We start from the raw sequence: 26,144 nt of genomic DNA, 5'->3' as shown, positions 1-26,144 counted from the left end.
GATCTTGAGAGTGGATAATTAATACCAATTCGCAATAAAACCTAATTAAGCGAATTGATGTAGTGCCGATAGTAATGGCTCTGAAATCGCCGCTTTTTGTCCTGTTTTAAAGTCAAACATAACAACTTGAGAATAGCCTGTGGTAGTAATAGCTTGCTGAGCATGGCTAAATACAGAGTAATTCATCATAAAACGGTCGCTTTTTATATCTGAAATAGTAATACCTACGGTTAAGGTATCTGGGAAGGTCACTGGACGTTTATAGCGAATATTGTTTTCACTAATGACCGGGCCTATTCCACCTGGTTTTATCGTATCAAACTGATTTATTTTATTTAGAAAATCGATACGCGCAATTTCAAAATAACGCAAGTACACCACGTTGTTAACATGTTGTAGGGCGTCCATATCGGCCCATGCTACGGTGATATCGGTATGAATAGGGTGCTGATCTTTGAACCTTTGCATGTATGTGTACTCTTAGTTTTAAATGAATGAGGTTATCAATATGGTGTTTGTAGCTCAAGACAATAAATGCCATGTTTTTTTATAAGATGATTGTACCTATTTATTTTTAGGACTACAGTTAAATAACACAGACAACGCACACACGAGAACACACATGCAAAATATAATTAATTGGGCTTTAGCCAGTTTAGTTTTTATAGCGTCTTTTGCTTGCTATGCAATGGGTAATGCCTCCGGCGGCATAATGCTTTTAGCTGCGGGGTTTTTATTGGAGTTTGTTTTTTGGCTACATTGCTTTAAAAAATCAAAGCGCTTTAAGCAGCCGTTTTAAAAAAGCTGTTTAAAGCTTGCACGGTTTAACGCGCTACACCTAGTAGCGCTTTTAACTTTAGCAAGTTAAACAGGCTTTAATGGACTTGCTTAATGAAAGTGAATCCTTAATAATGGCTGTATAAATAAACAGTTGTTATGTGGTAATGAAAAAGTTTATTCATATCGACATGGACTGCTTTTATGCAGCGGTTGAAATGCGCGATAACCCCAAACTTGCCAGTGTGCCTTTAGCGATTGGTGGCAATAGCCGTCGTGGCGTGCTCTCTACAGCAAATTATATAGCGCGCGAATATGGTGTTCGCTCGGCTATGTCTAACTACCACGCTAAGCAATTATGTCCCGATTTAGTTATTGTGCCCGGGCGCATGGCGGTTTATAAAGAAATTTCTAACCAAATACGCGCTGTATTTAAACGCTATACCGACCAAATAGAGCCGCTGTCGCTTGATGAAGCTTACCTAGATGTAACCAACAGCACCGCATGCAAAGGCAGCGCAACGCTTATTGCTCAGCAAATTAGAGCAGATATTTATAACGATACCGGCCTTACTGCCTCTGCCGGGGTTGCCCCCATTAAGTTTATTGCCAAAATAGCCAGTGACGAAAATAAACCCAATGGCCAATTTGTGGTTTTACCGGATGAAGTTGATGCGTTTTTAAATAATTTACCGCTGGGTAAAATCCCTGGTGTGGGCAAAGTAACCCTCGAAAAGCTTAATTTAAAGGGGTTATACACAGGTAAAGACGTTCGCGAGAAAGGCGTTAATTGGATGCAGCAGCATGTGGGGAATTTTGGTGTATCGCTTTATCAAAAATGTGCTGGCGAATATATTGGTAAAGTAACCACTGAACGAGTCCGTAAATCCCTTAGTGTTGAACACACCTATGAATACAACAAAAATAGCTTACAAGAATGTTTAGATCAGTTACCTAAATTACTCCAAGAGCTAACAGCGCGCCTTAATAAGCAACAGCTACAAAACCGTATTAATAAGCTAAGTGTAAAAGTGAAGTTTGCAAACTTTGTTGTTACCTCAGCTGATCAAGCTCATCATCAATTAAATACTGCTATTTTTACTGAATTACTCTCTAAGGCGTATCAACGTGGGATGCAGCAACCGGTGCGTTTATTAGGTATTGGGGTAGGTGTTAAAAATGAACCTAATTTAAATTTGCAACTGAGTATTCTTGATTAACTACACGCTTTTTTGCAATTTAGAGTGCTTTAGCAAAGTAATTTAAACGTGGAGCAAGCAGGGGCTGCCTTTACTAAAAGCTATATAGTTGTTGTTAGTTTCTTCTTAAAACACTGAGTCACTTTAGTTAGCTGTAAAACCAAGTTGCCAGATTAAAATGAGCTGATCGCAGTTGGCTGGTTTTGTGTTTTTATATCAACGATAATAGCCCCTTATGTTTTCTAACAGGAGTTTTACTTATGGCATATCCTCAAGCGATAGCTGCACAATCACTTAGTGCAAGCTTTGACTCATTTTCTCACGATGCACTTATTATAATTAGTGATGACTTTTCTCAATTAGCCAATAACTCATTAAGTGATGCTATCGAATCATACGCTAAAGTAGATTCTCGTATTGGTAAACAAGTTACGTTTTTAGTGGTTGATAATGTACGCGTTGTTTTAGCGCCTACTGGGCCGCTTAACCGCGATTACGATGATGTAAGACGCTACTTTGATGCTGCTAAACTAGCGATTAACGAAGCAAAAGCCGCGGGTAGTGTAAACCCTGCTATTTACTTACCAAAATTACATACAGATGCGCGTTACCAGCATGCATTAGAAGTGGCGTATTTAGGCGCATGCCAAGCATTATGGCAACCTTTGGAGGCGCGCGAATACCACGGCGAAAGCATTGAACCTATTACGCAAATTGGTTTAATCGATGCAAATGAGCAAACAGTTAAAGCTGTAAATGCAATTGCAGCAGGGCAATATGCGGCACGTGATTTATGCGGTACTGAGCCTGAACGTATGGCGCCACCACGCTTTGCTGATTACTGTGTTGAGCTTTTTAAAGGCTCTAAAGTAGCGGTTGATGTGATTGACGATATTAACACGATAGATAAAAACTACCCTATGCTTAGCACCGTTGCTCGCGCATCTTATGCGGTTGAGCGCCACCATCCACGTGTTGTTAAGCTAGAATACGTGCCAGAAGGTGAAGTAACGCGCACGCTAATGTTTGTTGGTAAAGGCTTAGTTTACGATACCGGCGGCGCCGATTTAAAAGTAGGCGGTTACATGGCGGGTATGAGCCGTGATAAAGGCGGGGCTGCATCCGTTGCGGGCTTTATGAAAGCCGTGGCAGATTACCAACCTAAAGGCGTTAAAGTTATTTCTTACTTAGCTGTGGTTCGTAATTCAATTGGCTCAGATTGTTTTGTACCAGATGAAATTATCACTAGCCGTGAAGGCGTACGTGTACGCATTGGTAACACCGATGCAGAAGGGCGTTTAGCTATGGGTGACCTACTTAGCGAAATGAAAGATGTAGCCAAAGGTGAAGTTAATCCAACATTATTCACCGTAGCAACCCTTACAGGCCACGCGGCACGTGCTATGGGTCCTTACGGAGCGTATGTTGAAAACGGACCTGCACGTAGTGCTAATATCTCTCGTCAAATAGCGGATTGTGGTGATTTATGGGCAGATGCAGCTGAGGTTTCTCGCTCTCGCCGTGAAGATTACGACTTTATCAAACCGCGTACCCTCGCTGATGATGTTTTATCAAGCAATAATGCGGCCTCTGCTGTTACAGCCCGTGGGCATCAATTCCCTATGGCGTTTTTAGCCGTTGTTGGTGGGCTTGATAAACACGGTAACGACTCTGAGCAGCCGCTTCCTTATGTACATATGGACATTGCTGGTAGTGGTGTTGAAGGCGGTGATTGGCAGCACGGCAAGCCAACCGCAGCATCAGTAACCAGCTTATTTGCACGCTACTGTATGTAATACCAATCCGCAATAATACTTAATCATTTTTCGGGGCTAAACGTGTCGCTATCTGTGTTAAAAAATTCTCATTTAGAACAACTAAATAGCAAATTTTTTGCCTAGCCATCAACACGTTTTTCCATCCTAAAAATAGATCACTTAATTATGCGAAATGGTATAAGCTAAAAACGCTTATACAATAAAAAAGCCCTGTTAATTCAGGGCTTCTGTTTTTTAATTATTTTAATTTAAAGCGATTAACCACGCTCGAAAGCCCTTGGCTACTTTGTTTAAGGTTATCGCTGGCATCGGTAAGTTGCTTTGTATTATTTAGTGATTGCTCGGTTGATTGAGATAGCTCGTTAATACGTAAATTAACCTCGTCAGCAGCTTGTGTTTGCTGCTCGGTGGCACGGGCTATTTGGCTGTTCATGTCGGTAATTATAGATACCAGCCTTTCTATTTCATTGAGCGATGTATCTGCAGATGAAACCTGCTCTACCGTCGTCACCGACAGTGCTTGGCTTGATTTTACCGCCTCTACTGCCGCTTTAGCGCCTTCTTGTAATTTAGTGATCATGGCTTGAATTTCATCTGTGCTTTGCCCAGTTCTGCTGGCTAATGTGCGCACTTCATCGGCAACAACTGCAAACCCTCTGCCGTGCTCGCCTGCACGAGCCGCTTCTATAGCAGCGTTGAGTGCAAGTAAGTTTGTTTGCTCCGATATACTTCTGATCACATCAAGCACAGAGCCTATATTGTTACTTTCGTTTGCTAAATCTTCAGTTACTTGGCTCACTGTTTCTATATTACTTGAGAGTGTTTCTATGGCGGTAATGGTATTCGCTACCACGTTTTTACCGGTTGAGGCATTGTGCGCTGCATCATTGGCAGCTTGTTCTGCGGCGTCGGCATTACGACTCACATCATGAATTTGGTGCGTCATTTGCTCCATGGCGGCGGCTACTTGTGTGGAACTGTCGTTTTGTAGTTCAATGAAGGAGTGGCTTGTTCTACTTGACTCATCCACCGTGTGAGCGTGTCTGCTTACATCATCTGCACTGTGCGATACATGCACTAACGACTCGCGCATTTTTAAAACAAATAAATTAAAAGAGCGTGATAGCTCTGATATTTCATCATTGCCCGATTCGCTTAGCGTACGTGTTAAGTCACCTTCACCTTGCGATATGTTTTTCATCATGCCTGCGGCAAGACGAGTAGGCGTGAGTATACTTTTACCAATAAAGTAACTTAATAAAATGACAGCAATAATCATAACTAAGGCGCTAATTATGATGAGATTACGCTGCTCGCTAAATGCTTCATCTATTGAATCTAGGTATACGCCTGAGCCAATAATCCATTGCCACGGGCTAAAGCCTTTTACAAATGCGACTTTATCTACCGGCTGATCTTTTCCTGGTTTTGGCCATTTATAAGGAATAAAACCTTCTTTTTGTTGTTTTACAATGTTCACCATTTCTACAAAAAGTGCTTTGCCATCGGGGTCTTTATTATTACTTAAGTCTTTACCGTTAAGCGCAGGCTTTATTGGGTGCATTACCATTTGGGGTTGGTAGTTGTTTACCCAAAAGTAATTTGTTTTGTCATAGCGCAGCGCTTTTATAGTGGCCAGTGCTTGTGATTGAGCCTGCGCTTGTGTGAGTGTATTGTTTTGTTCAAGCTGGTGGTAATGCTCAATAATACTGTATGCCGTTTCTACTACATTTTGGGTTTTTAGATATTGCTCGTTTTTGAGTGAGCTATATTGATGAGTTAAGCTAGATATACTAAGTACTATTAAGCCAAATGCAACAATGGCTATTAACAGTAAAAAACGCTGGAAAATACTGAAACTACGTAGGTTAAGCATTAATTTGTCCTCAATTAGTGTACGCCTTAGCGCATAGAATAAGCGTAGCTAAAAAAAGCGTTTAATCTAGGCTTACTAACTTATTAAGACAAAAAAAAGGCTGATTTTTCAATCAGCCTTTAGTCTATTTAGTCGTCATATGATTATTTAACATCAAAATGTCGATTAAAGAAGTTTGTGATGGTTTGGTGTAAATGTGTTTGCACCTGTTTACCGCGTAAGCTGTGTTTTGAGCCTGGGTAGGTCATCATTTCAAACTGTTTTTCGTTATCTTGTAGTTGTTTAAATAATTTAGTGGCGTGGGTAAATAACACGTTGTCATCGGCCATGCCATGGTAAATCATTAATGGGCCTTTTAAGCCATCAGCGTATGGGAATACGGCGCTGTCTTCGTAGCCTTTGGCATTGGTTTTTGGATGACCAAGGTAGCGCTCAGTGTAATGGGTGTCGTAAAGTGCCCAGTCAGTAACTGGTGCTCCCGATACACCGGCTTGAAAGTAATCGCCCGCTTTAAACATGGTCATTAGGGCCATGTATCCGCCATAACTGTGGCCATAAATACCAATGCGTTGTGGGTCTACGTAATCAAGCGTGCGTAAAAACTCAACGCCTTTAATTTGATCTGCTACTTCTACAACACCTAAGTGCTTGTAAATAGCGTCTTCAAACTTTTTACCACGGTTGTATGAGCCTCGGTTATCGAGCTGAAAAATAACATAGCCTTGTTGCGCCATGTATTGAAAGTACAAGTTTTTGCTGCGCCAGCTATTTGTAACGCGTTGTGCATGCGGGCCGCCATATACATTAACAATTACTGGGTGCTTTTTACCGTCTGCAATATTACTTGGTTTAAACAAGCGGTAATGCATTACTTGGCCATCTTCTGCTTTAATTGTGCCGTACTCTGGAGTTGCTAAATCACTTAAATAAGGTGTTAATGGGTGGCTATCATCAAGCTTATTTTGTTCAAGCCATGTGATAAATTCGCCATTTACTTTACGTAGTGCCGCCGAGTTAGGCTTGTTTACCGATGAGCTATTATCAATAAACGTTTTGCTGTCTTTAGCCATTACCACTTTGTGGTATTGGCCTTGTTCGGTGATGCGCTTAATATTGCCTTTTTTAAACAGTGGTGCGCTGTATAAATGGCTTTCAAGCGGGGTGTCTTTACGTCCTGCAAAGTACACTATGCCTTTTTTCTCATCCACGCCTTTTAAGCTATCAACAACCCAGTCTCCTGAGGTGATTTGTCGAATTAGCTGGCCGTTAGTGCGGTACAAATAAAGGTGTTTAAAACCATCACGCTCAGAAGCCCATACAAAATGCTTTTTGTCTTTTAAGAAATGCAGATCAAAGTTTAAATTGATCCACGTATCGCTGTTTTCTGTTAGCGCTACTTTTTGCGTTTTAGTATCGCTATTGTAAAAACGTAGTTCTAACTTATGTTGTGAGCGATTTTGCCATTGATACGAAAGGGTAGTGCTGTCTTTTAGCCATTTAGCACGTGCAATGTAAATGTCTTTATCATCGCCTAAATCAACCCAGTCAACGTTTTGATTATTTAAAGACACCACGCCCAGTTGTATTTCAACGTTGTCGGTGCCTGTAAATGGGTAACGTTGATTAAATAGCTTTACTTCGTCTGCATAAATTTCGTTACGGATGGCTTCTTTTACTGGGGTTTCATCTACGCGAGTGAATGCAATTTTAGATTCATCGCCAGCCCACCAGTAGCCAGTCATACGGCTCATTTCTTCTTGTGCTACAAATTCGGCCATGCCGTTTTTAATAACGCCGCCGCCATCTTTGCTCAGTTGTATTTCTTTACCTGAATCAAGTGCTAAAGCGTAAAGGTTTTGCTCGCGAATAAACGATACATAGTTACCTTTAGGAGAAAAACGGGCATCGGTTTCAAACGCTTCTGTATTGGTAAGTTTTTTACTTTTACCAGATGCAAGCTCGTAATAATACAGGTCACCATTGAGTGGGAATAACAGGGCTTTGCCATCTTTAGACCATTTATACTCTAAAATACCTTTACCAAAAATACGTTGGCGTTCGCGGCGTGCTTTTTCCTCATCAGAGAGGTTTTCTGGGCCTGAAAATAGCTTTGCAGAATCAACCAGTATTCTGTTGGTGTTATCTTTTAAGTTGTATTCCCATAAATCATAACGGTTGTAGTCATCGGTTTTACCTTGCAGGTAAGTTACGCGGCTACCGTCTGGTGAAAACTTAAGTTGTACGGGAGCTTTACCCGACAAGCTCGGATCATCAAAAATACGCTCTAGCGATAATGGTTTTGCTTGTACGCTTAGTGCGCCAACAGCTAGCGGTAGTGCGAGGGTTAAGTGTTTTATTTTTTTTAGCACAAGGTTGCCTTAGCTCATTATAAATATTGTATTAAATGGTAAAGCTAAGCGTGTGCAACTGCAAATAAATGCTATAAAGTGGCCATTATTAAAGACTAACTAGGATGTGACGATGACGAACCACACTTTTGAACTCGCCCCAGAGCTTAAGCGCGATTGTATAGAACTGGCAGATTGGCCTTTATGTAAGGTGTTATTACTTAACGATAGCCAATACCCTTGGTTTGTATTGGTGCCCAGAAAACCTAATTTAAAAGAGATCATCGATTTATCTGATGCCGATCAAATTGTATATTTAAAAGAGTCGGCCAAACTCAGCAAGCTTATTATGCAAGTGTTTAGCCCTGATAAATTAAACGTGGCCGCTTTGGGTAATATGGTGCCGCAATTACATATTCATCATATTGCACGTTTTACAACTGATGCTGCGTGGCCTGCACCGGTGTGGGGTAAGTTTCCTGCAAAGCCATACACAGATGAGCAAATAATAGCGCTAAAAAAAGCGCTGCAGTTATAAACTACAGCGCCTTATTAAACTATTACAAAGTATTACGTGTTGGGTTAGTTAAGGCCTAACACGTCTTTACCTTGTTTAAAGGTTACATCAACCGGAATATTCGCTTGGCTTAGTTTTTCTAAGTCTTTAGCAAGCTCTTCTTTAATATCGCCATGAGTGGTAATTAGTTGATCTACTTTTTCGTAATCGCCGTCACCTTGTAATGTTAAAATTAAGCGCGACAGTTTAGCCATAGCCACGCCCATTTTTTCCATATTTACACGGTATAAACCCTCTTCATTTTTAGAAAAAGCGCCTTCTTGTGCAAAAAAGTTAAAGCGGATCATGTTGGCTTTACCATGTGCGCTTGATGCACCAAAACGTACTGAGCGGAAAATACCCGCCATAAAGGTGGTGTAGTAATCTTCTAATGTGCCTTCGGTAATTTCGCCTTTTTTAAGTAACTGCTCAACCATGTATAAACCTAAAATATCGGCTTTACCTTCTTCAAGTGCACTTGCGTGCTCTTGTAATGATTGGCGCACAGTGCCTTTATTTGTAATGGTGTTTTTAATACCTAGGCCATGAGCCACTTCGTGAAACATGGTATTGGCAAAAAAGGCGTTAAAGGTAATATGCTTACGTTGCTCAGGTACAATTAACTGCTCAGCAATTGGCACTAAAATTTTATCAAATTTTGCACGCATTGCGTTTTTAAGCTGCAGGCGACGAGTGCCTTTTTCAAGCTGTACTTGCTCATCGTTTGGTAAGTTAATGGCAATAGTTTTGCTGCCCGCATTTGAGTGACCTGCATAGTAAACCACATCGTAAGCATTTAAATCGGCGTCTGAACCTGGCACTTCTTGCTTATATTTAGCATCTACCGGTAGACCTTTTTGCAGCTCTGGTAAAAAGGCCGCAAATTTAGCTAGGCGCTCGCTCCATTTTAAATCTTTAATTAGTACATACGACTCATAAGCAGAGCGGTAGCCGAAGAGTTGATCTTCGTAGGTTTCAATTGGGCCAATAACCACATCAACTGGGTTATTTTTCATGTCCATCCAGGCAAAGTCAGAACCCTGAAAATCATCTTTTTGTAGTGCATCAGCACGTAGGTTTAAGTAATTAGCAAATTCTTTGTCATCGGCAAGCTTACTGGCTTCACGTAATAAATCTGCTGCTTTAGCTAACTCCTCAGCGTATTCTTTTGAGTAAGGCACGCTGTAAAGGTTACCTTGCTCATCACGTTTGATTAATGAATAAAGGCCTTTTTTATCTTCTACGTCGGCGTTATTTAGCTCTTCTTTTGTTATGTCGGCTGGGTAGAATTGTGCGCCAAGGGCTTTTTCTTTGTAACCTGATAAAAACGGTTCGTCACCATTTAAACGATCCCAAGGGCCGTAGTTAATATCAGCAAATTTACGTACTTTTTCATCACTTAGTTTTGCTAAAAAAGCGTCTTTATTATCGCCAAAAGCCTGCTTCCAAAATAGCTCGTCCATAATTTTAGAGGCATCGATAAGCTTAGCAACCATGGCTTTTTGATTCTCACTTAAATGAGATAGGTCGGCTTTTAGGCTAAAGTCGGTGTAAATATCTAAACGTTGTTTATCAATATTAATTAAATCTGGGCCAGCTTGCGCGGCACTTTTTTGAGCAAGTTCTACACCTGTGGCTTCGGTCGAAGAGGGGGCTTGCTCTGAGCATGCACTAAGAAAAACGACGCCTGAGAGTAAAATTGCTTGGCTAATTTTGTTTAAGATCATTTGATTGCCTGTTAAAAAAGTAAGTTTAATTATTTGTACGCTTAAATTTAATTGCTAGCGCGTACAAACGTTTCCTTATAGTGACTGCATTAAAGCAAAACTAAATGGTAAATAGCAAGTGTTTGGCGGTGTACCGCGTCTGCAGGCGATAATAACAATTAATTTATATAATTTTCTTAACTTTATCGGTAAGTTAGATAATACTCATTGTATTACTCATTTTATCCGAGGTTAGCAGTTGCATTGCGGCCCAGAAACAAAAGGATGACAGTTCTATGTCTACAGAAAATGCACTATTAACGATTTTGGTTGATAGAATCAATAACGACACTTTGGTTTTACCTACGTTACCTGAAGTTGCAATTAAAGTGCGCCAAGCGGCCGATAACCCTGATGTAAACCTAATGCAAATGTCAGACGTGATTGGGCAAGACCCGGCTCTTTCAGCGCGAATGATTAAAGTTGCTAACAGTGCAATTATGGGCCGAGCGGTTAAAGTGTCTAACTTACAGCAAGCGGTTACGCGCATTGGTTTACGCCAAATTAAAAATATAGCAACCGCAATGGCAATGGAGCAGCTGTTTGTTTCTAATAATGAGCTAATAAAAGGCTACATGAGTAAAGCGTGGCAAAAAACGCTAAATGTGGCTGGGCATTCAATAACGCTTATGGCGTTTTATTTACAAAATAATAAACGTACATCGTTAAATAGTGACGCTATTACGTTGGCGTCGTTGGTATATAACATTGGTGTACTGCCTATTTTAACCGAAGCTGAGCGCCACCCAGAGGTGTTTGCTAACCCAAGCTTTTTAGCACATGCAATTCAAAAGCTCAGTGGTAAAATTGGTGGCTCAATTATGGGAGCGTGGGAGTTTCCACCTGAATTTGTAAATGTTGCTAGGCATTGGGCAGACCCTACGTATCGCCCTGAAGAGATTGGTTATGTTGATTTTATTCGTATTGGCGCTATTTTAGAGGGGACTTTACAGGTTTCTGATAAATCAGCGGCTTTACAAACTTACATAGATAAAGGCGTTATTCCTTCTATGCAGCTATTTTCAAGTGACGAATACAACGACATGCTCGAAAATGTAAAAGACACATTTAGCTAATTAGCAGTTATAAAGGTAAAAGCAAAAAGCACGACTAAGTCGTGCTTTTTTTGATTTTAATAGCGCTTATAATTTTAGCGTTTTATAAATCTTCTGCATCACCTAAACCGGCCGTCAGCTCTTCAAGCAGTAGCTTGATTTCTTCTGAGGCTAAAATAAAGTCAGCATCTAATTTAACCGCCATATCTTCTTTAGGAATATCGGCGTTTTCTTCTTTTAAAGTTTCTGAGTAGCTTAAACGCTTGATAGAGCCATCGTTTTGCAGCATAAACTTCAGGCGTTCTTGCCAATCAAGTGCAAGTTTGGTCACGCGTTTACCATTTTCTAGGTGCGATTTAACTTCATCACACGATAAATCATGACCTTTTAGTTTAACCTGTGCGCCACTGTCGTCGGCTTCTTCTAGCTCAGCATCAAAACCTATAGCAAAGTTTTCAGGGGTGCTGAAGTTAGTTAACCAATCAGTTAAAAATACATCTAGGTCGTAGTTTGCAAAAGCAGGTACTACCGGTAATGTGCCCAGAGACTTACGCAGCAATGCAAGTAGCTCTTCTGCTTTATTAAAACTGCCGCTGTTAACTACAACCCAGCCGTTTTCTTGGTCAATAAAAGCAAACTGTAGGCTCGATTTTTTAAACGCTTGAGGTAATAAGGTAGTTAAAATGTTTTCTTTTAACTCGTCTTTTTCTTTCTTTTTAACAGGGCGGTTTTCTTCCGCTTCTATTTGATCTACTTTTTCGGCAACCATTTCATTAACAACAGATGCAGGCAGTACTTTTTCTTCACGTTTGGCACACACTAAAATGCTTTTTTGTGAAAAATGCGCCAGCGAGTCACCATGCTTACCAAATGCTTTTGTCCAACCAAATGTAGAAAGGTCTTGAGAGCCACAAGGGCGAAATACATCTTGTTCTAACGCTTTTTCAAACTCTTCTTGAGTGTACGAAACATCTTGCTTAAAGCGATAACAAATCAGGTTACTAAACCACATAAGGTAACTTTTCCATCTTTTAAATTTGCTCAATCATAGCAATAAAATGGGGTTCTCGAAATGGCTGATTTTAAGCAAAGCCGTTATTGATTAAATAATGGCTTTGGCATGTTTTTAGGAAACTCAATATGGTAATGAAGCCCTTTGCCAGGCTCACTGCTTGCCTCTATTGAGCCGCTAAGTGTTTGCTTAACTAAGTTAAAGGTTATGTGTGTGCCTAACCCACTGCCGCCTTGGTCGCGTTTTGTAGTAAAAAATGGGTCAAACAATTTGGCTAATTGCTCTTTTGTTACGCCATTGCCGTTATCGGTGTAGTCAATAATAAGGAATGTGTCATCGGCGCTAATATTTATATCAATATTGCCCTGCGCAATATTATCAAAACCATGAATAATTGAGTTCATAATTAAGTTGGTAAAAATTTGGCTAATTGCCCCTGCAGGCAGGTTAAGAACTAAATCATCCGGACACTGTAAATTTATGGTGTGCTTGGTTTTTTTAAGTTTAGGGTGGAGCGATAAAATTACTTCGTTTAAATAGTCTTTAAAGTTAATTGTTCTTACAGCTTCACTGGCTTGGTCTACCGCTATTTGTTTAAAGCTGGCAATAAGCTCAGAGGCTCTATCAAGGTTGGTTGTAAGCAAGCTCGTGCTTTGCTTGGCTTCGTTTATAAATTCTTCTAATGCTTTGGGCGATAACGTTTTTTCTTTGTAGGCATTTTCTAACGTGTTTAAACGCTCTTGTAAAAACGATATAGCAGTTACACCAATCCCAATAGGTGTATTTATGTCGTGTGTAATACCGGCGACTAATCCGCCTAGTGCAGCCATTTTTTCGGTGCCTACTAAGCGCTCTTGAGCAAGGCTTAGCTCGTCTAGGTAGCGTTCAAGCTCTTTTTGTTTAGTTAATAATTCTTCTTCGGTGTGTCTGCGTAAATCAACTTCTTCGGTTAGTACCAGCTTTTGTTTTTCTAGTTCGTACTTTTGCTGTTGTAAATCCATCATTGCTTGGCTTAAGTTTGACGTTTTACGGGCAACATCTTGTTCAAGCTGTATATTGTGCTGGTCGAGCTTTTCGTTACTAACAATCAACTCACGTTGGGTGTGCTCAAGCTCTTTTCTGTATTGAACTACTTTATCTATTAAGTTATTAAAAGACTGCTCCATAACGTTTAGCTCGTTATGCTCTTCGGTCTCAATGTCTATGTGTTGACCTTCTAAGTCATCAAGCTCTAAGTTTTCTATTTGATCGGTTAACTCGTTTAAAGGGTCGGTGAGCAGCTTTCTAAATGCCATTAAAAACAGAATGATCAAAAAGGTGGTTTTGATCATGGCGTTACCAATTAAAAAGTAAATAGATACCATTATTCGGCTAAATACCACATCGCGGCTAGAGAACAAGGTCACATCACCTACTTGAGTAGCGCGCCCCGAAAATTCAAAAATTAGGGGAAAGGTATAACCAAAGAGACCCGATTTGGTGTCCTCTATAATGACTTCCTCTTGTACGAGTTGTTGGTTATAAAGTTTGTGTATATCCAAAGAGCGCCCCAGCTGCGAAATAATTTCCCCGCTGTCGTCGCGCACTATAATGCCCTCCACCATAGGTATAGCAAGTAAGCCTTCTGCGGTTGTAATTGTTTGCTTTGTGTTTAGTTCCCAAATTGCGCGTGTTAAGCTTCGGCTAAAGGTTTTTTGTAGCGTACTTAGCTCATCACGAATGTAGTCTTTAGTATTTACAAATTCTGCAAGCACCTGTCCACATGTCACCACAAAGGTAAGCAAAAAATACACTGATAAAACATTAGTTAACAATTTCTTAGAAAGGCTTTTTTGTAACATATGGGATTTACTCATCCGGTGTAATTATATCTAAGTTGCAATTTCTAACTTAAAAGTTAGTCAATAAAACCTTAAAAATAAATAAAAAATTTATATTTTAAAGAGATAGCCCAGCTATTGAGTCGTTTTGTTTTAATAATAGTGCACTAAACTGATTTAAATTAATTTTAATGCCTACTGAGATTACAAAAACGATGATTTTTAATAGGCAGCTAAGGCAATTATTAATAATATTTAACGTTTTATTGTAAGGTTACAGTATTACATTATGCGAACAAGCAAAGTGTTAGAGTTTTAGGAACGTGTTAGAATAGCAAAAACCAACGGACGGCTCGTTTTTATAATTTTTAGAAGGTTATTTTAGTAGTTAACATGATGAAATTTTCTATATTAGTGTGTGATGACTCCACTGTTGCACGCAAACAAGTTGTGCGTTGTTTAAATGAATGCGTGAGTGCCGACATTCAACAAGCCGCAAACGGGGCCGATGCGCTGGCGCTTTTACGCTTGCAGCAATTTGATCTTTTGTGTTTAGACTTAACCATGCCAGAAGTTGACGGCGTACAAGTGCTGGAGCGCATTAAGGCAGAAAAAATTGAGTGTTTTGTACTGGTGATCTCCGCTGATATACAACAACAAATGAAACAAAAAGTCGCGCAGCTTGGTGCTATCGACTTTATAAATAAACCTATTAATAAATCGGCTTTAAGTGAAGTTTTGCATAAATTTGGCATTCATTAGGTTTTTTCATGTTCAAAAAGGCTGTTTTATCTTTTGATTTGGGGTTGACAGCATAGCCTTTGTTAAGGCAGTCTTAGCTCTATGAAAACAATTAATCGCGCACTGACCATTATTATTACAACCACCATTCTTACTGGATAGTGGCATAGGTCGGTGCAACAAATTTAAAGGCCTGTGTTCACTAAGAACACAGGCCTTTTTTCGTTTTATGGGATGAGGAACATAAATAATGCGCGTTTTAAAATTTGGAGGCTCTTCGCTTGCCGACTTTGCCTGTTTGCAACAAGTAGCTTTGCTGGTAAAAGCACAGTTAAAAGATGAAATGTTACTGGTACTTTCTGCACCCGGAGGTATGACTGATTCATTAGTTGCGCTGGCAAGTGCCGCTGAGCAAGGTCAAGATTTTTCTCAGCAATGGCAAGCTTTGCTAAGCCGATGCGAGACATTAAAAGCAGAAGTAGAAAAAAGCAGTGGCGAAGTAACAAACTGGCCAGATTTTAATGAGCTTAAAAATAAGCTAGATGGTGTGGCGCTTATTAAGTGTTGCCCAGATCAAATTCGTGCTTTTGTAATTAGTTTTGGTGAGCGTGTTAGCGTATCGCTAATGCAAAGTTTATTAAGCTCGCACAATGCACAATACCTTGAAGCAACGCGTTGTGTTGCCTCTACTGGTGGCTATATTGATGCTGAGGCCGACTTGGTAACGAGTAAAGCACGCTTTCAAGCAGTACTTAAAGAAAACCCAGCCACCATTTACATTATGCCAGGCTTTACAGCAAGCAACGAGCAAGGCGAACTTACTACACTTGGTCGTAATGGCTCTGATTACTCGGCAGCTATTGCAGCGGCGTGTTTAGATGCTGAAATTTGCCAAATTTGGACTGACGTAGATGGTGTGTACAGTGCTGATCCGCGCTACATCAAAAAAGCAACTAAAGTTGATTTCTTATCTTATAAAGAAGCGATGGAGCTTTCTTACTTTGGCGCTAAAGTACTTCATCCTAAAACCATTTTACCGTGCGCGAAAGCGGGCGTACCGTGCGAAATTAAAAATACCCATAACCCAGATGCTCAAGGGTCATTAATTGGTAACGACTATTCATCTGATGAGCCAGTAAAAGCGCTTTCTAGCTTGCAAGACTTAGCAATGCTTACCGTGTCAGGCCCTGGCATGAAAGGTAAAGTGGGCATGGCCTCTAAGGTATTTAATGCCCTTGCGCACGATAACGTATCGATAGTATTAATTACTCAATCATCGTGTGAATTTAGCATTAGCTTTTGTGTGCACGAAAGTGATTTAGCGCTCGCGCTAGAAGCCTTACAAAGTGCATTTGAACTTGAATTACAAGCAGGCTTAATTGAGCCGGTACAAGTACAACGTAATCTTGCCATTGTCACTTTAGTGGGCGATAACATGCGTGCACACAAAGGTTTAGCAGCACAGTTTTTTGCTTCTCTTGCACAGGCCCAAGTAAACATTGTAGCCATTGCGCAGGATTCTACAGAAAGTGCTATTTCGGCGGTTATTGATGGCGAGCTGTGTAACGATGCAGTGAAAATATGCCATGAAAACTTTTTTACGCACGTCCCTTCAATTGACGTATTTTTACTTGGCTGTGGCTTAGTAGGCCAAGAGCTTATTTCTCAGTTAGAGCGCCAGCAAGCGTGGCTTGAAAAACGTAATATTAAGTTAAACCTATATGGCGTTGCTAATTCTCGTCAATTGCATTTAGACAGCGAAGGTATTGCATTTGATGACTGGCAGCAAAAGCTTGCAGTATCAGAGCAAGCGTTTGATTTAAATTTAGTTGAGCAGTTTGTAAAACAAAATCACTTAGTAAACCCTGTGCTTGTAGATTGTACGTCTTCTGATGCGCTAGCAGCTCAGTATGTGGATTTTTTAAATGCGGGCTTCCATGTGGTTGCCGCTAATAAAAAAGCAACAACCAGCTCGTATGATTATTACCAAGACTTAATTGCAGCAACACAAAAAAATAACCGCAAGTTTTTATACGAAACAAACGTAGGTGCAGGCTTACCGGTAATCGATAACCTACAGTCGTTATTTGGTGCAGGTGATGAGTTACTTGAGTTTAGCGGTATTTTATCAGGCTCCCTGTCGTACATGTTTGGTGCACTAGAAGATGGTTTATCACTTTCTGAGGCAACTATTAAAGCAAAAGAAAGCGGTTTTACAGAGCCAGACCCACGCGATGATCTATCGGGCACCGATGTAGCACGTAAATTACTTATTATTGCTCGCGAAGCCGGCATGAAATTAGAGCTTAGTGATATAGAAGTCGAGTCGGTATTGCCACAAGGTTTTGCACAGGGCGACAGCGTAGATGAATTTATGGCTAAACTGCCAAGTTTAGACGCTGAGTTTAACGACCGTATTCAAAGTGCGGCAGCAGAGGGCAAGGTACTGCGTTATGTAGGTACAATTAAAGAAGGCCACTGTAAAGTAGGCATTGAAGCGGTCGATTCATCGCATGCATTAAATGTTATTCGTGATGGTGAAAACGCATTAGCTATTTTAAGCCAGTATTATCAACCACGCCCGTTTGTAATTCGTGGTTACGGTGCAGGCTCTGCAGTAACCGCTGCAGGCGTATTTGCCGACGTATTAAAAACGTTATCGCGCTAGGAGAGCATTATGATAGAAGTATATGCTCCGGCGTCTATAGGTAATTTTGCAGTGGGCTTTGATGCACTTGGCGCAGCGCTTGCGCCTATTGATGGCAGCTTATTAGGTGATGTAGCCGTAGTAAGCGCCGCAGCAAGTGATGAGTTTGTTTGCTCTGGCGAATATGCGCATAAGTTACCAAGCGATGCGAGCGAAAACCTAGCATATCAATGTTTAGTGCATTTTAGAGCGCACGTTGCGCCAGATATGCCAAGTGTAAAATTAGAGCTTAAAAAGAACTTACCAATTGGCTCAGGGCTAGGTTCGAGTGCGTGCTCGGTGGTAGCAACCTTTGCTGCGCTTGATAAGTTTGCTCAAACCAATTTAAGCCAAGTTGAGCTGATTGAATTAATGGCTGATTTTGAAGCGATAGTCAGTGGCGGACGTCATTATGACAACATCACCCCGTGTTATTTAGGGGGCTTACAGCTTACAGGCGATTTAATTCCTGATAAGTCAATTGCTCTACCAGTTGATGAAAACTGGTACTACGTAGCGGCGTTTCCTGGGTTTTCGCTTAATACCGCAAAGGCACGCTCGGTATTACCTAAAGAGCTAAGCATGCATGCAGGGGTTGAGTTTGCACAGCGTTTATCGGCATTTAGCAGTTTGTTATTAACGCAGCGTTTTGATGATGCATTGAGCATTATGCAAGACGATATAGCAGAGCCGTACCGAGCACCGTTAATAACAGGGTTTAGCGAAGCGAAAGCAAATTTGCCAGCGCTTGGTGCAGAAATTGTCAGTATTTCAGGTGCAGGCCCTACGTTATTTACAGTGTGTAAAACATTAGAAGCTGCTGAAAAATGTGCGCAGTGGTTAGCGCAAAACTATATAAATGAGCAGGGCTTTTGCCACATTTGTAAATTAGATAACGACGGCACGCGTCAATTAACAGTTTTATAGGATAGGCATTTATGCAATTACATAATTTAAAAGAAAATTCTCAAAAAGTGTCGTTTGTTGAAGCGGTAAAAACAGGGCTTGGGCGTAATCAGGGGGTATTTTTCCCTGAAAGCTTAGCGCCACTCGCGGATGTAGATGCGTTATTAGATATGGACTTTGTTACCCGCAGTAGCAAAATTTTATCGCACCTTATTGGTGATGAATTACCCACTGATACCGTTGCTAAAATGGTTAAAAATGCGTTTAACTTCCCCGTAAAATTGGTAGAAGTTGAAGACAATAACTATTGTTTAGAGCTTTTTCATGGCCCTACGCTTGCGTTTAAAGACTTTGGCGGGCGCTTTATGGCTGAGTGTTTAGCACAGTTTAATCAAGGCGAAAAAGTCACGATTTTAACGGCAACCTCTGGCGATACTGGCGCTGCTGTTGCGCATGCGTTTTACAACAAGCCAAACATAGATGTGGTTATTCTATACCCTAAAGGCAAAATTTCGCTTGCTCAGCAAAAGCTATTTACTACGCTTGGGAACAACATTCATTGTTACGCGGTTGATGGCAGTTTTGATGATTGCCAAGAGCTGGTTAAAAAGTCGTTTTTAGATGACGAAGTTAAATCTACACTTGGCCTTAATTCAGCTAACTCAATCAACATTAGCCGCCTAGTGGCACAAGTATGTTATTACTTTGAAGCCATTGCTCAGCTACCAAAAGAAAAGCGTGCTACAGCGCATATTTCGGTCCCTAGTGGTAACTTTGGTAATGTATGTGCCGCCATGATTGGTGCTGTAATTGGTTTGCCGGTGGGTAAACTAAGCGCGACTACAAATCAAAACGACACCGTGCCACGTTACATGCTTGATAAAAATTGGGCGCCAAATGCCACACTTGAGTCGCTTTCAAATGCGATGGATGTGAGCAAGCCAAATAACTGGCCACGTGTGCAAACAATGTTAGATAATAACTGGTTTAGCTATGATAATTTTTACTCAACCAGTGTGAGCGAAGAAAATACGCAAGCAGTGATGAAAAATATTCAACAAACTGGTTATGTTGCAGAGCCGCATACCGCTATTGCATACCAAGGTCTTGTAGAGAATAAAGCACCCGGCGCAGCAGGTATCTTTTTAGCAACTGCTCACCCTGCTAAGTTTAAAGAAAGCGTAGAAGAGATTCTAAATATTGAACTTGATATGCCAAAACCACTTAGCGACGCACTTGCTAAACCTTGTTTAGCAAGCGACATTAACCCTGATTATGAAGCGTTACGCACTGAAATACTCGCTAAGTTAGGCTAACTAACCTAGCGTTAAAAAAGCGGCTTTGGCCGCTTTTTTTGTATTTTGAACGCGCTAAATAAAGTATTTATCATTAACTAATTAAATGTAAAAAATAAAAACCATTTAAATTATTAATGCATTTATAAAAAAATATCATCTTAAAAACGCTGTGAAATAGATTCAATCCCTGTTTAAATATCCTCAACTTAAGAGCGTAGGCAAAGAGTCGTTTAAAGCGTACAATAAAGCCTCTAAAAAACACCATACACGTTGCCCTAGGAGACCCCAATGTTAGAACGTAGCATGAATATTTCGGATTTTGATCCAGAGTTATTTGACGCGATAAACAAAGAAACTGCTCGCCAAGAAGAGCACATTGAATTAATCGCATCAGAAAACTACTGTAGCCCACGCGTACTAGAAGCACAGGGTTCACAGCTTACAAACAAATACGCAGAAGGTTACCCGGGCAAACGTTACTATGGCGGTTGTGAGCACGTAGACGTTGTTGAACAGCTTGCAATTGATCGTGCTAACGAGCTATTTGGTTCTGACTATGCAAACGTTCAGCCACATGCGGGTTCTCAAGCAAATGCAGCTGTTTTCTTAGCATTATTAGAAGCGGGCGACACTGTACTTGGTATGAGCTTAGCTCATGGTGGTCACTTAACGCACGGTTCACACGTAAGCTTCTCAGGTAAGCTATACAATGCAATCCAGTACGGGCTAGACGAAGCAACTGGCGAAATTGACTACGCACAGGTAGAAGCGCTAGCACTTGAGCACAAACCAAAAATGATTATTGGTGGTTTTTCTGCGTACTCAGGTATTGTTGATTGGGCTAAATTCCGTGAGATTGCTGATAAAGTAGGTGCTTACTTATTCGTTGATATGGCTCACGTTGCTGGTTTAATTGCGGCGGGTGTTTACCCAAGCCCAGTACCTCATGCGCATGTTGTAACAACAACAACACACAAAACATTAGCAGGCCCTCGTGGTGGTTTAATTATTTCTGCTTGTGGCGACGAAGCAATTTACAAAAAGCTTAACAGCGCTGTGTTCCCAGGTGGCCAAGGTGGTCCTTTATGTCACATTATTGCTGCAAAAGCAGTGGCATTTAAAGAAGCTCTACAACCAGAATTTAAAACATACCAAGCACAAGTAGTTAAAAATGCTCAAGCTATGGTTGCTGTTATGCAAGAGCGCGGTTACAAAATCGTATCTGATAAAACAGAAAACCACTTATTCTTACTTGATTTAATCGATAAAGATATCACAGGTAAAGATGCAGACGCAGCGCTTGGCAATGCAAACATTACTGTGAACAAAAACTCTGTACCAAACGATCCTCGCTCACCGTTTGTTACTTCTGGTTTACGTATTGGTTCACCTGCAATTACGCGTCGTGGCTTTAAAGAAGCTGAATCGAAAGAACTTGCTGGCTGGATTTGTGACGTATTAGACAACATCAACGATGAGTCAGTACAAGCGCAAGTTAAAGAAAAAGTTAAAGCAATTTGTGCAAAACTACCTGTATACGCTTAATTGCATAAGAAGCAGTAATTTAGATCACAACAAGGGGCCTGTTTACCTTTCGAGGTTTAATTTGCAGTAGTATGTTTGGTTTTTAGGCAAGGCAGAGTCTATGTAGTGTGGTTACTCTACACAAATAGGCGATAACGCAGCATAAATGCCAAACATGCACTGCCCTCGGGTTCGTCCTAGGGGTGATTTACTCTTTGTTGCTCGGTTTTTACTTAGCCCACTAGGTTACAAACCTCGCGCCGCGATCAAATCACCCCTAGATAGAACAAATTTAATCCTGAAAGGCCAACAGGCCCTATTTTTTTGCTAAGATAAAAGGCCGCTAAATAGCGGCCTTTTTTGTTTTAAAACGGAAGTACCGAGTTATGCATTGCCCATTTTGTACCGCAAAAGATACTAAAGTTATTGATTCTCGCCTAGTCGGCGGAGGCCACCAAGTTCGCCGTCGTCGTGAATGTAACGAGTGTCACGAGCGATTTACTACCTTTGAAGGTGCCGAGTTAGTTATGCCACGTGTAATTAAACAAGATGGCAGCCGAGAACCCTTTAATGAAGATAAACTACTCAATGGCCTTAATCGCGCCCTAGAAAAACGCCCTGTTAGTACAGAGCAAGTGGATGAAGTGGTTAATATTATTAAATCGCAGTTGCGTGCTACCGGCGAGCGAGAAATATCAAGTCACCTTGTGGGTGAGTGCATAATGGAGGCGCTTAAAAAACTGGATAAAGTAGCCTATGTGCGGTTTGCCTCTGTGTATCGCTCGTTTGAAGATATACGCGAATTTGGTGAAGAAATTGCCCGTTTAGGGGAGTAATAATGCAAAACCAAATAACCTTTACTGCGCAAGATGAAATGTACATGGCACGTGCCATCGAGCTTGCAAAAAAAGGGCGATTTACAACCACCCCCAATCCTAATGTCGGGTGTGTTTTAGTTAAAGATAACCACGTAATTGGTGAAGGGTTTCATCAATTAGCTGGGCAGGGGCATGCTGAGGTTAATGCCCTTGCTGTAGCAGGTGAAAACGCAAAAGGCGCGACTGCGTATGTAACGCTTGAACCGTGCAGCCATTACGGACGCACTCCGCCGTGCGCAGAGGGTTTAAAAGCCGCAGGTGTAGTAAAAGTTATTGCAGCTATGGTCGACACCAACCCACAAGTAGCAGGTAAAGGGCTTAAAATACTCAGCGATGCCGGTATTGAGGTTGCATTTGGGCTTTTAGAGCAGCAAGCGCGCGCACTTAATTTAGGTTTTTTTAAGCGTATGGAGCACGGGCTTCCGTATGTTACGTGTAAAATGGCGGCCAGCATTGATGGTAAAACCGCGCTAAAAAATGGCCAAAGTAAGTGGATCACCGGAAGCGCTGCGCGACAAGATGTACAATTACACCGAGCACAAAGCTGCGCTATTTTAACGGGCGCCGATACGGTTATTACCGATGATGCTAAGCTCAATGTGAGGTTAAGCGAGTTGCCACAGGCTTTGCCTACTGAATTACCCCTACGCCAACCGGTGCGTGTTATAATTGACTCACAAAATAGGCTTACACCAGAGCTGGCAGTATTTAATATTGAAAGTGAAATAATAATTTTCACTACCAAGGTTGATAAATCAACGCAGTGGCCGCATTTTGTAAGGCATATAGAAGTGCCACAGCAAAATAACAAAGTTAATTTAACGTCTGTTTTAGCGCACCTTGCTAAGCTGCAATTTAATCATGTTTATTTAGAAGCGGGTGCTACACTTGCCGGTAAAATGACAGAGCTTAATTTAATAGACGAATATATATTTTATTTAGCGCCTAAACTAATGGGGTGCGATGCAAAAAGCTTAGTTAATTTTGCACCGCTAACAGATATGCAAAACACCGTTAATTTGACGTTTAAAGAGTGTGTGAAAATAGGCGATGATTTACGTATAACCGCCACAAAACACATTCCAATCACTTAATTAAAAGAGTAGGGCTATGTTTACTGGAATAATTGAAGCCACAGGCAAAATTGCGCTATTACAAAAAAAACAAGGCGATTTAGCCATTCGCATTCAAAGCGCTAATCTTGATATGAGCGATGTAAAGCTTGGCGATAGCATTGCCACTAATGGCGTATGTTTAACGGTAGTTGATAAGCACATTGATGGCTTTAGTGCCGACTTATCAAACGAAACTATCAGCTTAACTGGGTTTGCAAATTATAATATTGGCCAAACAGTTAACCTTGAAAAAGCCATGCAGCCGGTTTCACGTTTAGGCGGGCATTTAGTGTCAGGTCATGTTGATGGCATTGCAACCATTACAGCCATCACTAGTAATGCGCGCGCTACAGAATATTGGCTAAGCACCGATGAAAACTTAATGAAGTACATTCCTTACAAAGGGTCTGTATGTATAGATGGTATAAGCCTGACAGTAAACGCTGTACAAGGTAATAAATTTAAATTAACTATAGTGCCGCACACAAGCGAGCAAACCACCATTGCTGATTTTAAAGTGGGCACACGCGTTAATTTAGAAGTCGACCAAATTGCACGTTATTTAGAGCGCCTTATTAAAGGGGCTGAGCAGCCGACTGGCTCAGATATTTCAATGAGCTTACTAGCTAAAGCTGGTTTTGTTAAATAACGACACTGATAACTTACACGAGCAAATTTATGAATTTACACAGCGCACAAGAAATCATCGACGACATTAAAGCCGGTAAAATGGTTATTTTAATGGATGACGAAGACAGAGAAAACGAAGGTGATTTAATCATTGCAGCAGAGCACATTAGCGCCGAAGCAATTAACTTTATGGCCACTCATGGCCGTGGCTTAATTTGTTTAACTATGACGCAAGAGCGTTGTGAGCAGCTTGATTTACCGTTAATGGTTAAAAACAATGGCGCAGCGTTTTCTACTAACTTTACTATGTCGATTGAAGCTGCCAAAGGTGTAACAACGGGTATATCTGCAGCCGATAGAGCGCGTACAGTTCAAGCTGCTATTGCAAAAGGCGCCGTACCAAGCGATATCGTACAGCCTGGACATATTTTTCCTATTATGGCACAGCCAGGTGGCGTGTTAACGCGCGCAGGCCACACCGAAGCCGGGTGTGATTTAGCACGTTTAGCCGGCCTTGAAGCCTCATCAGTTATTGTAGAAATCCTCAATGCCGATGGCACTATGGCGCGCCGCCCTGATTTAGAAGTATTTGCTAAAGAGCATGGTATTAAAATTGGCACAATTGCAGATTTAATTGAATACCGAAACCTTAACGAAACCACCATAGAGCAAGTGGCTAAGTGTAAATTACCCACTGAGCACGGTGAGTTTGATTTAGTAACCTACAAAGATACGATTGACGGCCAACTGCACTACGTATTGCTAAAAGGCGAAATTAAAGAGCAAGAACCAACGCTTGTGCGCGTGCACTTACAAAGCACCTTTAACGACATTTTACTTTCAGACAGAAGTGCGGACCGTAGTTGGGGGCTTTCTGATGCAATGGCTTACATTGCAGAAAATAACGGTGCACTGGTTATTTTAGGTAAACAAGAAAGCACCGAAGAGCTAGAGGCCACAGTAAAAGCATTTGCTGCTGCCGATGCTGGCGAAAATGTTACGCCGCGTAAATTTAAAGGTACATCGCGTACCGTTGGTGTGGGCTCGCAAATACTGGCTGATTTAGGTATTAAGCAAATGCGCTTAATGAGTCGCCCTAAAAAGTACCATGCACTTTCGGGCTTTCATTTAGAAGTGGTTGATTACGTTGAGCCACAATAAGGGCTCAGCTTTTAACTAGTCTATTTTTTTATTTTTATGGTATGATGCGCAGCAATTTTTGCGCAATCGCAACCGCTTGAACATATTTTTAGGGTTATCAAATGAAAATTATTGAAGGTAATAAGTACGCTCCAGGCAAAAAATTCGCTATTGTTATTTCTCGTTTTAACGATTTTATTGGTAGCAGCCTACTAGAAGGTGCTGTTGATGAGCTAAAGCGTACTGGTGGCGTAGCCGATGATGACATTACCGTTGTGTATGTACCCGGTGCAGTAGAGTTACCTTTAGCGGCAAAACGCATTGCGGCAAAAAAAGAGTATGATGCAATCATCGCATTAGGCGTAGTGATCAGAGGTGGTACACCACACTTTGACCTCGTTGCTGGCGAATCTAACAAAGGCCTTGCAAATGTATCGCTTGAGTATGATATCCCGGTTGCATTTGGCGTATTAACCACAGAAAGCATTGAACAAGCAATTGAACGCGCTGGTACCAAAATGGGTAACAAAGGCGGCGAAGCGGCATTAGGCGCGCTTGAAATGGTTAATGTGTTAGATAAAATTTAAGTTTAAGGAATTTTTGTGAAACCAGCAGCAAGACGTAAAGCACGTATCTTAGCACTTCAAGCCGTTTATTCTTGGCAATTAAGTGGCAATTTAATTGCCGATATCGAACAACAAATGTTGATCGAAAACGACGTGACTAAAATTGATGTTGAATACTTTAAAGATTTAGCGCGTGGCGTTGCCGTTAATTATAAGCAACTAGATGAAGCTGTATCTCCGCATTTAACACGTCCATTTGATGATTTAGATATGGTAGAGCGTGCAATTTTACGTTTAAGCGCGTATGAGCTTAAATTCCGTGAAGATGTGCCATACAAAGTAGCAATCAATGAAGGCATTGAGCTTGCTAAAATATTTGGCGCTGAAGACAGCCATAAATTTGTAAACGGTGTACTTGATAAAGCTGTTAAGCATTTACGCAAGTAATACTAACCTTGCTAAAGCGCTCTGCT

21 protein-coding genes are annotated in these 26,144 nt (G+C 41.0%); 15 read left to right on the top strand and 6 right to left on the bottom strand.

The genetic code is table 11. The features are described 5' to 3' along the window. Positions 1–45: 45 nt before the first annotated feature. Positions 46–468 carry an acyl-CoA thioesterase gene (locus OIZ54_RS18440; protein ID WP_004588512.1) on the bottom strand — a complete coding sequence of 141 codons (423 nt, stop codon included), beginning with the start codon at positions 466–468 and terminating at the stop codon, positions 46–48. 476 nt (positions 469–944) lie between these two features. Here OIZ54_RS18440 and dinB point away from each other — a divergent pair, with 476 nt between their 5' ends. Both dinB and OIZ54_RS18430 read left to right on the top strand, forming a co-directional pair. Continuing rightward, the gene (dinB, locus tag OIZ54_RS18435; RefSeq protein WP_264391016.1) at positions 945–1,997 is read left to right on the top strand and encodes a DNA polymerase IV; all 1,053 of its coding nucleotides are present in this window, start codon (positions 945–947) and stop codon (positions 1,995–1,997) included. Between the two features lie 239 nt (positions 1,998–2,236). Beyond that, complete coding sequence (locus OIZ54_RS18430) at positions 2,237–3,772, top strand: M17 family metallopeptidase (RefSeq protein WP_264391015.1); 1,536 nt, start codon at positions 2,237–2,239, stop codon at positions 3,770–3,772. A 220-nt stretch (positions 3,773–3,992) separates the two neighbouring features. Here the strand turns inward: OIZ54_RS18430 and OIZ54_RS18425 are convergent, their stop codons facing one another. After that, on the bottom strand, positions 3,993–5,630 hold the full coding sequence (locus tag OIZ54_RS18425; protein WP_264391014.1) for a methyl-accepting chemotaxis protein: 1,638 nt from the start codon (positions 5,628–5,630) through the stop codon (positions 3,993–3,995). Between the two features lie 143 nt (positions 5,631–5,773). After that, positions 5,774–7,999 carry a S9 family peptidase gene (locus OIZ54_RS18420; RefSeq protein WP_004586850.1) on the bottom strand — a complete coding sequence of 742 codons (2,226 nt, stop codon included), beginning with the start codon at positions 7,997–7,999 and terminating at the stop codon, positions 5,774–5,776. Positions 8,000–8,111: 112 nt separating this feature from the next. On the opposite strand from OIZ54_RS18420, the gene OIZ54_RS18415 reads away from it, so the two are divergent. Further along, positions 8,112–8,516: an HIT domain-containing protein gene (locus OIZ54_RS18415; protein ID WP_004586851.1), complete on the top strand. Its 405-nt coding sequence runs from the start codon at positions 8,112–8,114 to the stop codon at positions 8,514–8,516. A gap of 44 nt (positions 8,517–8,560) precedes the next feature. Here the strand turns inward: OIZ54_RS18415 and OIZ54_RS18410 are convergent, their stop codons facing one another. Further along, the gene (locus OIZ54_RS18410; RefSeq protein WP_264391013.1) at positions 8,561–10,261 is read right to left on the bottom strand and encodes a dipeptidyl-peptidase 3 family protein; all 1,701 of its coding nucleotides are present in this window, start codon (positions 10,259–10,261) and stop codon (positions 8,561–8,563) included. Positions 10,262–10,536: 275 nt separating this feature from the next. Here OIZ54_RS18410 and OIZ54_RS18405 point away from each other — a divergent pair, with 275 nt between their 5' ends. Further along, positions 10,537–11,376, top strand: a complete 840-nt coding sequence (locus tag OIZ54_RS18405; RefSeq protein WP_004586853.1) for an HDOD domain-containing protein — start codon at positions 10,537–10,539, stop codon at positions 11,374–11,376. A gap of 82 nt (positions 11,377–11,458) precedes the next feature. Here the strand turns inward: OIZ54_RS18405 and rdgC are convergent, their stop codons facing one another. After that, positions 11,459–12,367, bottom strand: coding sequence for a recombination-associated protein RdgC (gene rdgC / locus OIZ54_RS18400; RefSeq protein ID WP_004586854.1), 909 nt, complete (start codon positions 12,365–12,367; stop codon positions 11,459–11,461). A gap of 83 nt (positions 12,368–12,450) precedes the next feature. Then, positions 12,451–14,208: an ATP-binding protein gene (locus tag OIZ54_RS18395; protein ID WP_264391012.1), complete on the bottom strand. Its 1,758-nt coding sequence runs from the start codon at positions 14,206–14,208 to the stop codon at positions 12,451–12,453. A 372-nt stretch (positions 14,209–14,580) separates the two neighbouring features. On the opposite strand from OIZ54_RS18395, the gene OIZ54_RS18390 reads away from it, so the two are divergent. The 11 genes from OIZ54_RS18390 to nusB all read left to right on the top strand — a co-directional run bounded on the left by OIZ54_RS18390 (position 14,581) and on the right by nusB (position 26,118). Further along, positions 14,581–14,949, top strand: coding sequence for a response regulator (locus OIZ54_RS18390; protein WP_024031682.1), 369 nt, complete (start codon positions 14,581–14,583; stop codon positions 14,947–14,949). A gap of 229 nt (positions 14,950–15,178) precedes the next feature. Beyond that, entirely contained in the window at positions 15,179–17,596 is a 2,418-nt protein-coding gene (thrA, locus tag OIZ54_RS18385) for a bifunctional aspartate kinase/homoserine dehydrogenase I (RefSeq protein ID WP_004586857.1), read from the top strand. 9 nt (positions 17,597–17,605) lie between these two features. After that, positions 17,606–18,541 (top strand): homoserine kinase, encoded by a 936-nt coding sequence (gene thrB, locus OIZ54_RS18380; protein WP_029773773.1) that lies wholly within the window; start codon positions 17,606–17,608, stop codon positions 18,539–18,541. Between the two features lie 11 nt (positions 18,542–18,552). Further along, positions 18,553–19,836: a threonine synthase gene (thrC, locus tag OIZ54_RS18375; protein WP_096042168.1), complete on the top strand. Its 1,284-nt coding sequence runs from the start codon at positions 18,553–18,555 to the stop codon at positions 19,834–19,836. 270 nt (positions 19,837–20,106) lie between these two features. Further along, complete coding sequence (glyA, locus tag OIZ54_RS18370) at positions 20,107–21,363, top strand: serine hydroxymethyltransferase (RefSeq protein ID WP_024031685.1); 1,257 nt, start codon at positions 20,107–20,109, stop codon at positions 21,361–21,363. Between the two features lie 365 nt (positions 21,364–21,728). Continuing rightward, complete coding sequence (nrdR, locus tag OIZ54_RS18365; protein WP_004586861.1) at positions 21,729–22,178, top strand: transcriptional regulator NrdR; 450 nt, start codon at positions 21,729–21,731, stop codon at positions 22,176–22,178. 2 nt (positions 22,179–22,180) lie between these two features. Beyond that, positions 22,181–23,314, top strand: coding sequence for a bifunctional diaminohydroxyphosphoribosylaminopyrimidine deaminase/5-amino-6-(5-phosphoribosylamino)uracil reductase RibD (gene ribD, locus OIZ54_RS18360; protein ID WP_154945723.1), 1,134 nt, complete (start codon positions 22,181–22,183; stop codon positions 23,312–23,314). A gap of 16 nt (positions 23,315–23,330) precedes the next feature. Beyond that, positions 23,331–23,984, top strand: a complete 654-nt coding sequence (locus OIZ54_RS18355) for a riboflavin synthase (protein WP_004586863.1) — start codon at positions 23,331–23,333, stop codon at positions 23,982–23,984. 29 nt (positions 23,985–24,013) lie between these two features. Continuing rightward, positions 24,014–25,126 carry a bifunctional 3,4-dihydroxy-2-butanone-4-phosphate synthase/GTP cyclohydrolase II gene (ribBA, locus tag OIZ54_RS18350; protein ID WP_055254705.1) on the top strand — a complete coding sequence of 371 codons (1,113 nt, stop codon included), beginning with the start codon at positions 24,014–24,016 and terminating at the stop codon, positions 25,124–25,126. A gap of 101 nt (positions 25,127–25,227) precedes the next feature. Continuing rightward, positions 25,228–25,692, top strand: coding sequence for a 6,7-dimethyl-8-ribityllumazine synthase (gene ribE, locus OIZ54_RS18345; protein ID WP_004586865.1), 465 nt, complete (start codon positions 25,228–25,230; stop codon positions 25,690–25,692). Between the two features lie 15 nt (positions 25,693–25,707). Then, positions 25,708–26,118 carry a transcription antitermination factor NusB gene (gene nusB, locus OIZ54_RS18340; protein ID WP_004586866.1) on the top strand — a complete coding sequence of 137 codons (411 nt, stop codon included), beginning with the start codon at positions 25,708–25,710 and terminating at the stop codon, positions 26,116–26,118. Positions 26,119–26,144 lie beyond the last annotated feature (26 nt).

Source organism: Pseudoalteromonas sp. A3, assembly GCF_025942345.1.
Taxonomy (GTDB): domain Bacteria; phylum Pseudomonadota; class Gammaproteobacteria; order Enterobacterales; family Alteromonadaceae; genus Pseudoalteromonas; species Pseudoalteromonas atlantica.
Note: the sequence above shows the minus strand (reverse complement) of the source record. Positions and strands in the feature narration are given on the sequence as shown.

What these genes read in the sequence shown, in the direction of transcription:
- thrB (WP_029773773.1), top strand. Translation starts at nt 17,606, where the DNA reads ATGATAGAAGTATATGCTCCGGCGTCTATAGGTAATTTTGCAGTGGGC.
- OIZ54_RS18395 (WP_264391012.1), bottom strand. Translation starts at nt 14,208, where the DNA reads ATGTTACAAAAAAGCCTTTCTAAGAAATTGTTAACTAATGTTTTATCA.
- thrC (WP_096042168.1), top strand. Translation starts at nt 18,553, where the DNA reads ATGCAATTACATAATTTAAAAGAAAATTCTCAAAAAGTGTCGTTTGTT.
- ribE (WP_004586865.1), top strand. Translation starts at nt 25,228, where the DNA reads ATGAAAATTATTGAAGGTAATAAGTACGCTCCAGGCAAAAAATTCGCT.
- OIZ54_RS18430 (WP_264391015.1), top strand. Translation starts at nt 2,237, where the DNA reads ATGGCATATCCTCAAGCGATAGCTGCACAATCACTTAGTGCAAGCTTT.
- nrdR (WP_004586861.1), top strand. Translation starts at nt 21,729, where the DNA reads ATGCATTGCCCATTTTGTACCGCAAAAGATACTAAAGTTATTGATTCT.
- OIZ54_RS18410 (WP_264391013.1), bottom strand. Translation starts at nt 10,261, where the DNA reads ATGATCTTAAACAAAATTAGCCAAGCAATTTTACTCTCAGGCGTCGTT.
- OIZ54_RS18425 (WP_264391014.1), bottom strand. Translation starts at nt 5,630, where the DNA reads ATGCTTAACCTACGTAGTTTCAGTATTTTCCAGCGTTTTTTACTGTTA.
- ribD (WP_154945723.1), top strand. Translation starts at nt 22,181, where the DNA reads ATGCAAAACCAAATAACCTTTACTGCGCAAGATGAAATGTACATGGCA.
- dinB (WP_264391016.1), top strand. Translation starts at nt 945, where the DNA reads ATGAAAAAGTTTATTCATATCGACATGGACTGCTTTTATGCAGCGGTT.
- OIZ54_RS18405 (WP_004586853.1), top strand. Translation starts at nt 10,537, where the DNA reads ATGTCTACAGAAAATGCACTATTAACGATTTTGGTTGATAGAATCAAT.
- OIZ54_RS18440 (WP_004588512.1), bottom strand. Translation starts at nt 468, where the DNA reads ATGCAAAGGTTCAAAGATCAGCACCCTATTCATACCGATATCACCGTA.
- ribBA (WP_055254705.1), top strand. Translation starts at nt 24,014, where the DNA reads ATGAATTTACACAGCGCACAAGAAATCATCGACGACATTAAAGCCGGT.
- rdgC (WP_004586854.1), bottom strand. Translation starts at nt 12,367, where the DNA reads ATGTGGTTTAGTAACCTGATTTGTTATCGCTTTAAGCAAGATGTTTCG.
- glyA (WP_024031685.1), top strand. Translation starts at nt 20,107, where the DNA reads ATGTTAGAACGTAGCATGAATATTTCGGATTTTGATCCAGAGTTATTT.
- thrA (WP_004586857.1), top strand. Translation starts at nt 15,179, where the DNA reads ATGCGCGTTTTAAAATTTGGAGGCTCTTCGCTTGCCGACTTTGCCTGT.
- OIZ54_RS18390 (WP_024031682.1), top strand. Translation starts at nt 14,581, where the DNA reads ATGATGAAATTTTCTATATTAGTGTGTGATGACTCCACTGTTGCACGC.
- OIZ54_RS18355 (WP_004586863.1), top strand. Translation starts at nt 23,331, where the DNA reads ATGTTTACTGGAATAATTGAAGCCACAGGCAAAATTGCGCTATTACAA.
- OIZ54_RS18415 (WP_004586851.1), top strand. Translation starts at nt 8,112, where the DNA reads ATGACGAACCACACTTTTGAACTCGCCCCAGAGCTTAAGCGCGATTGT.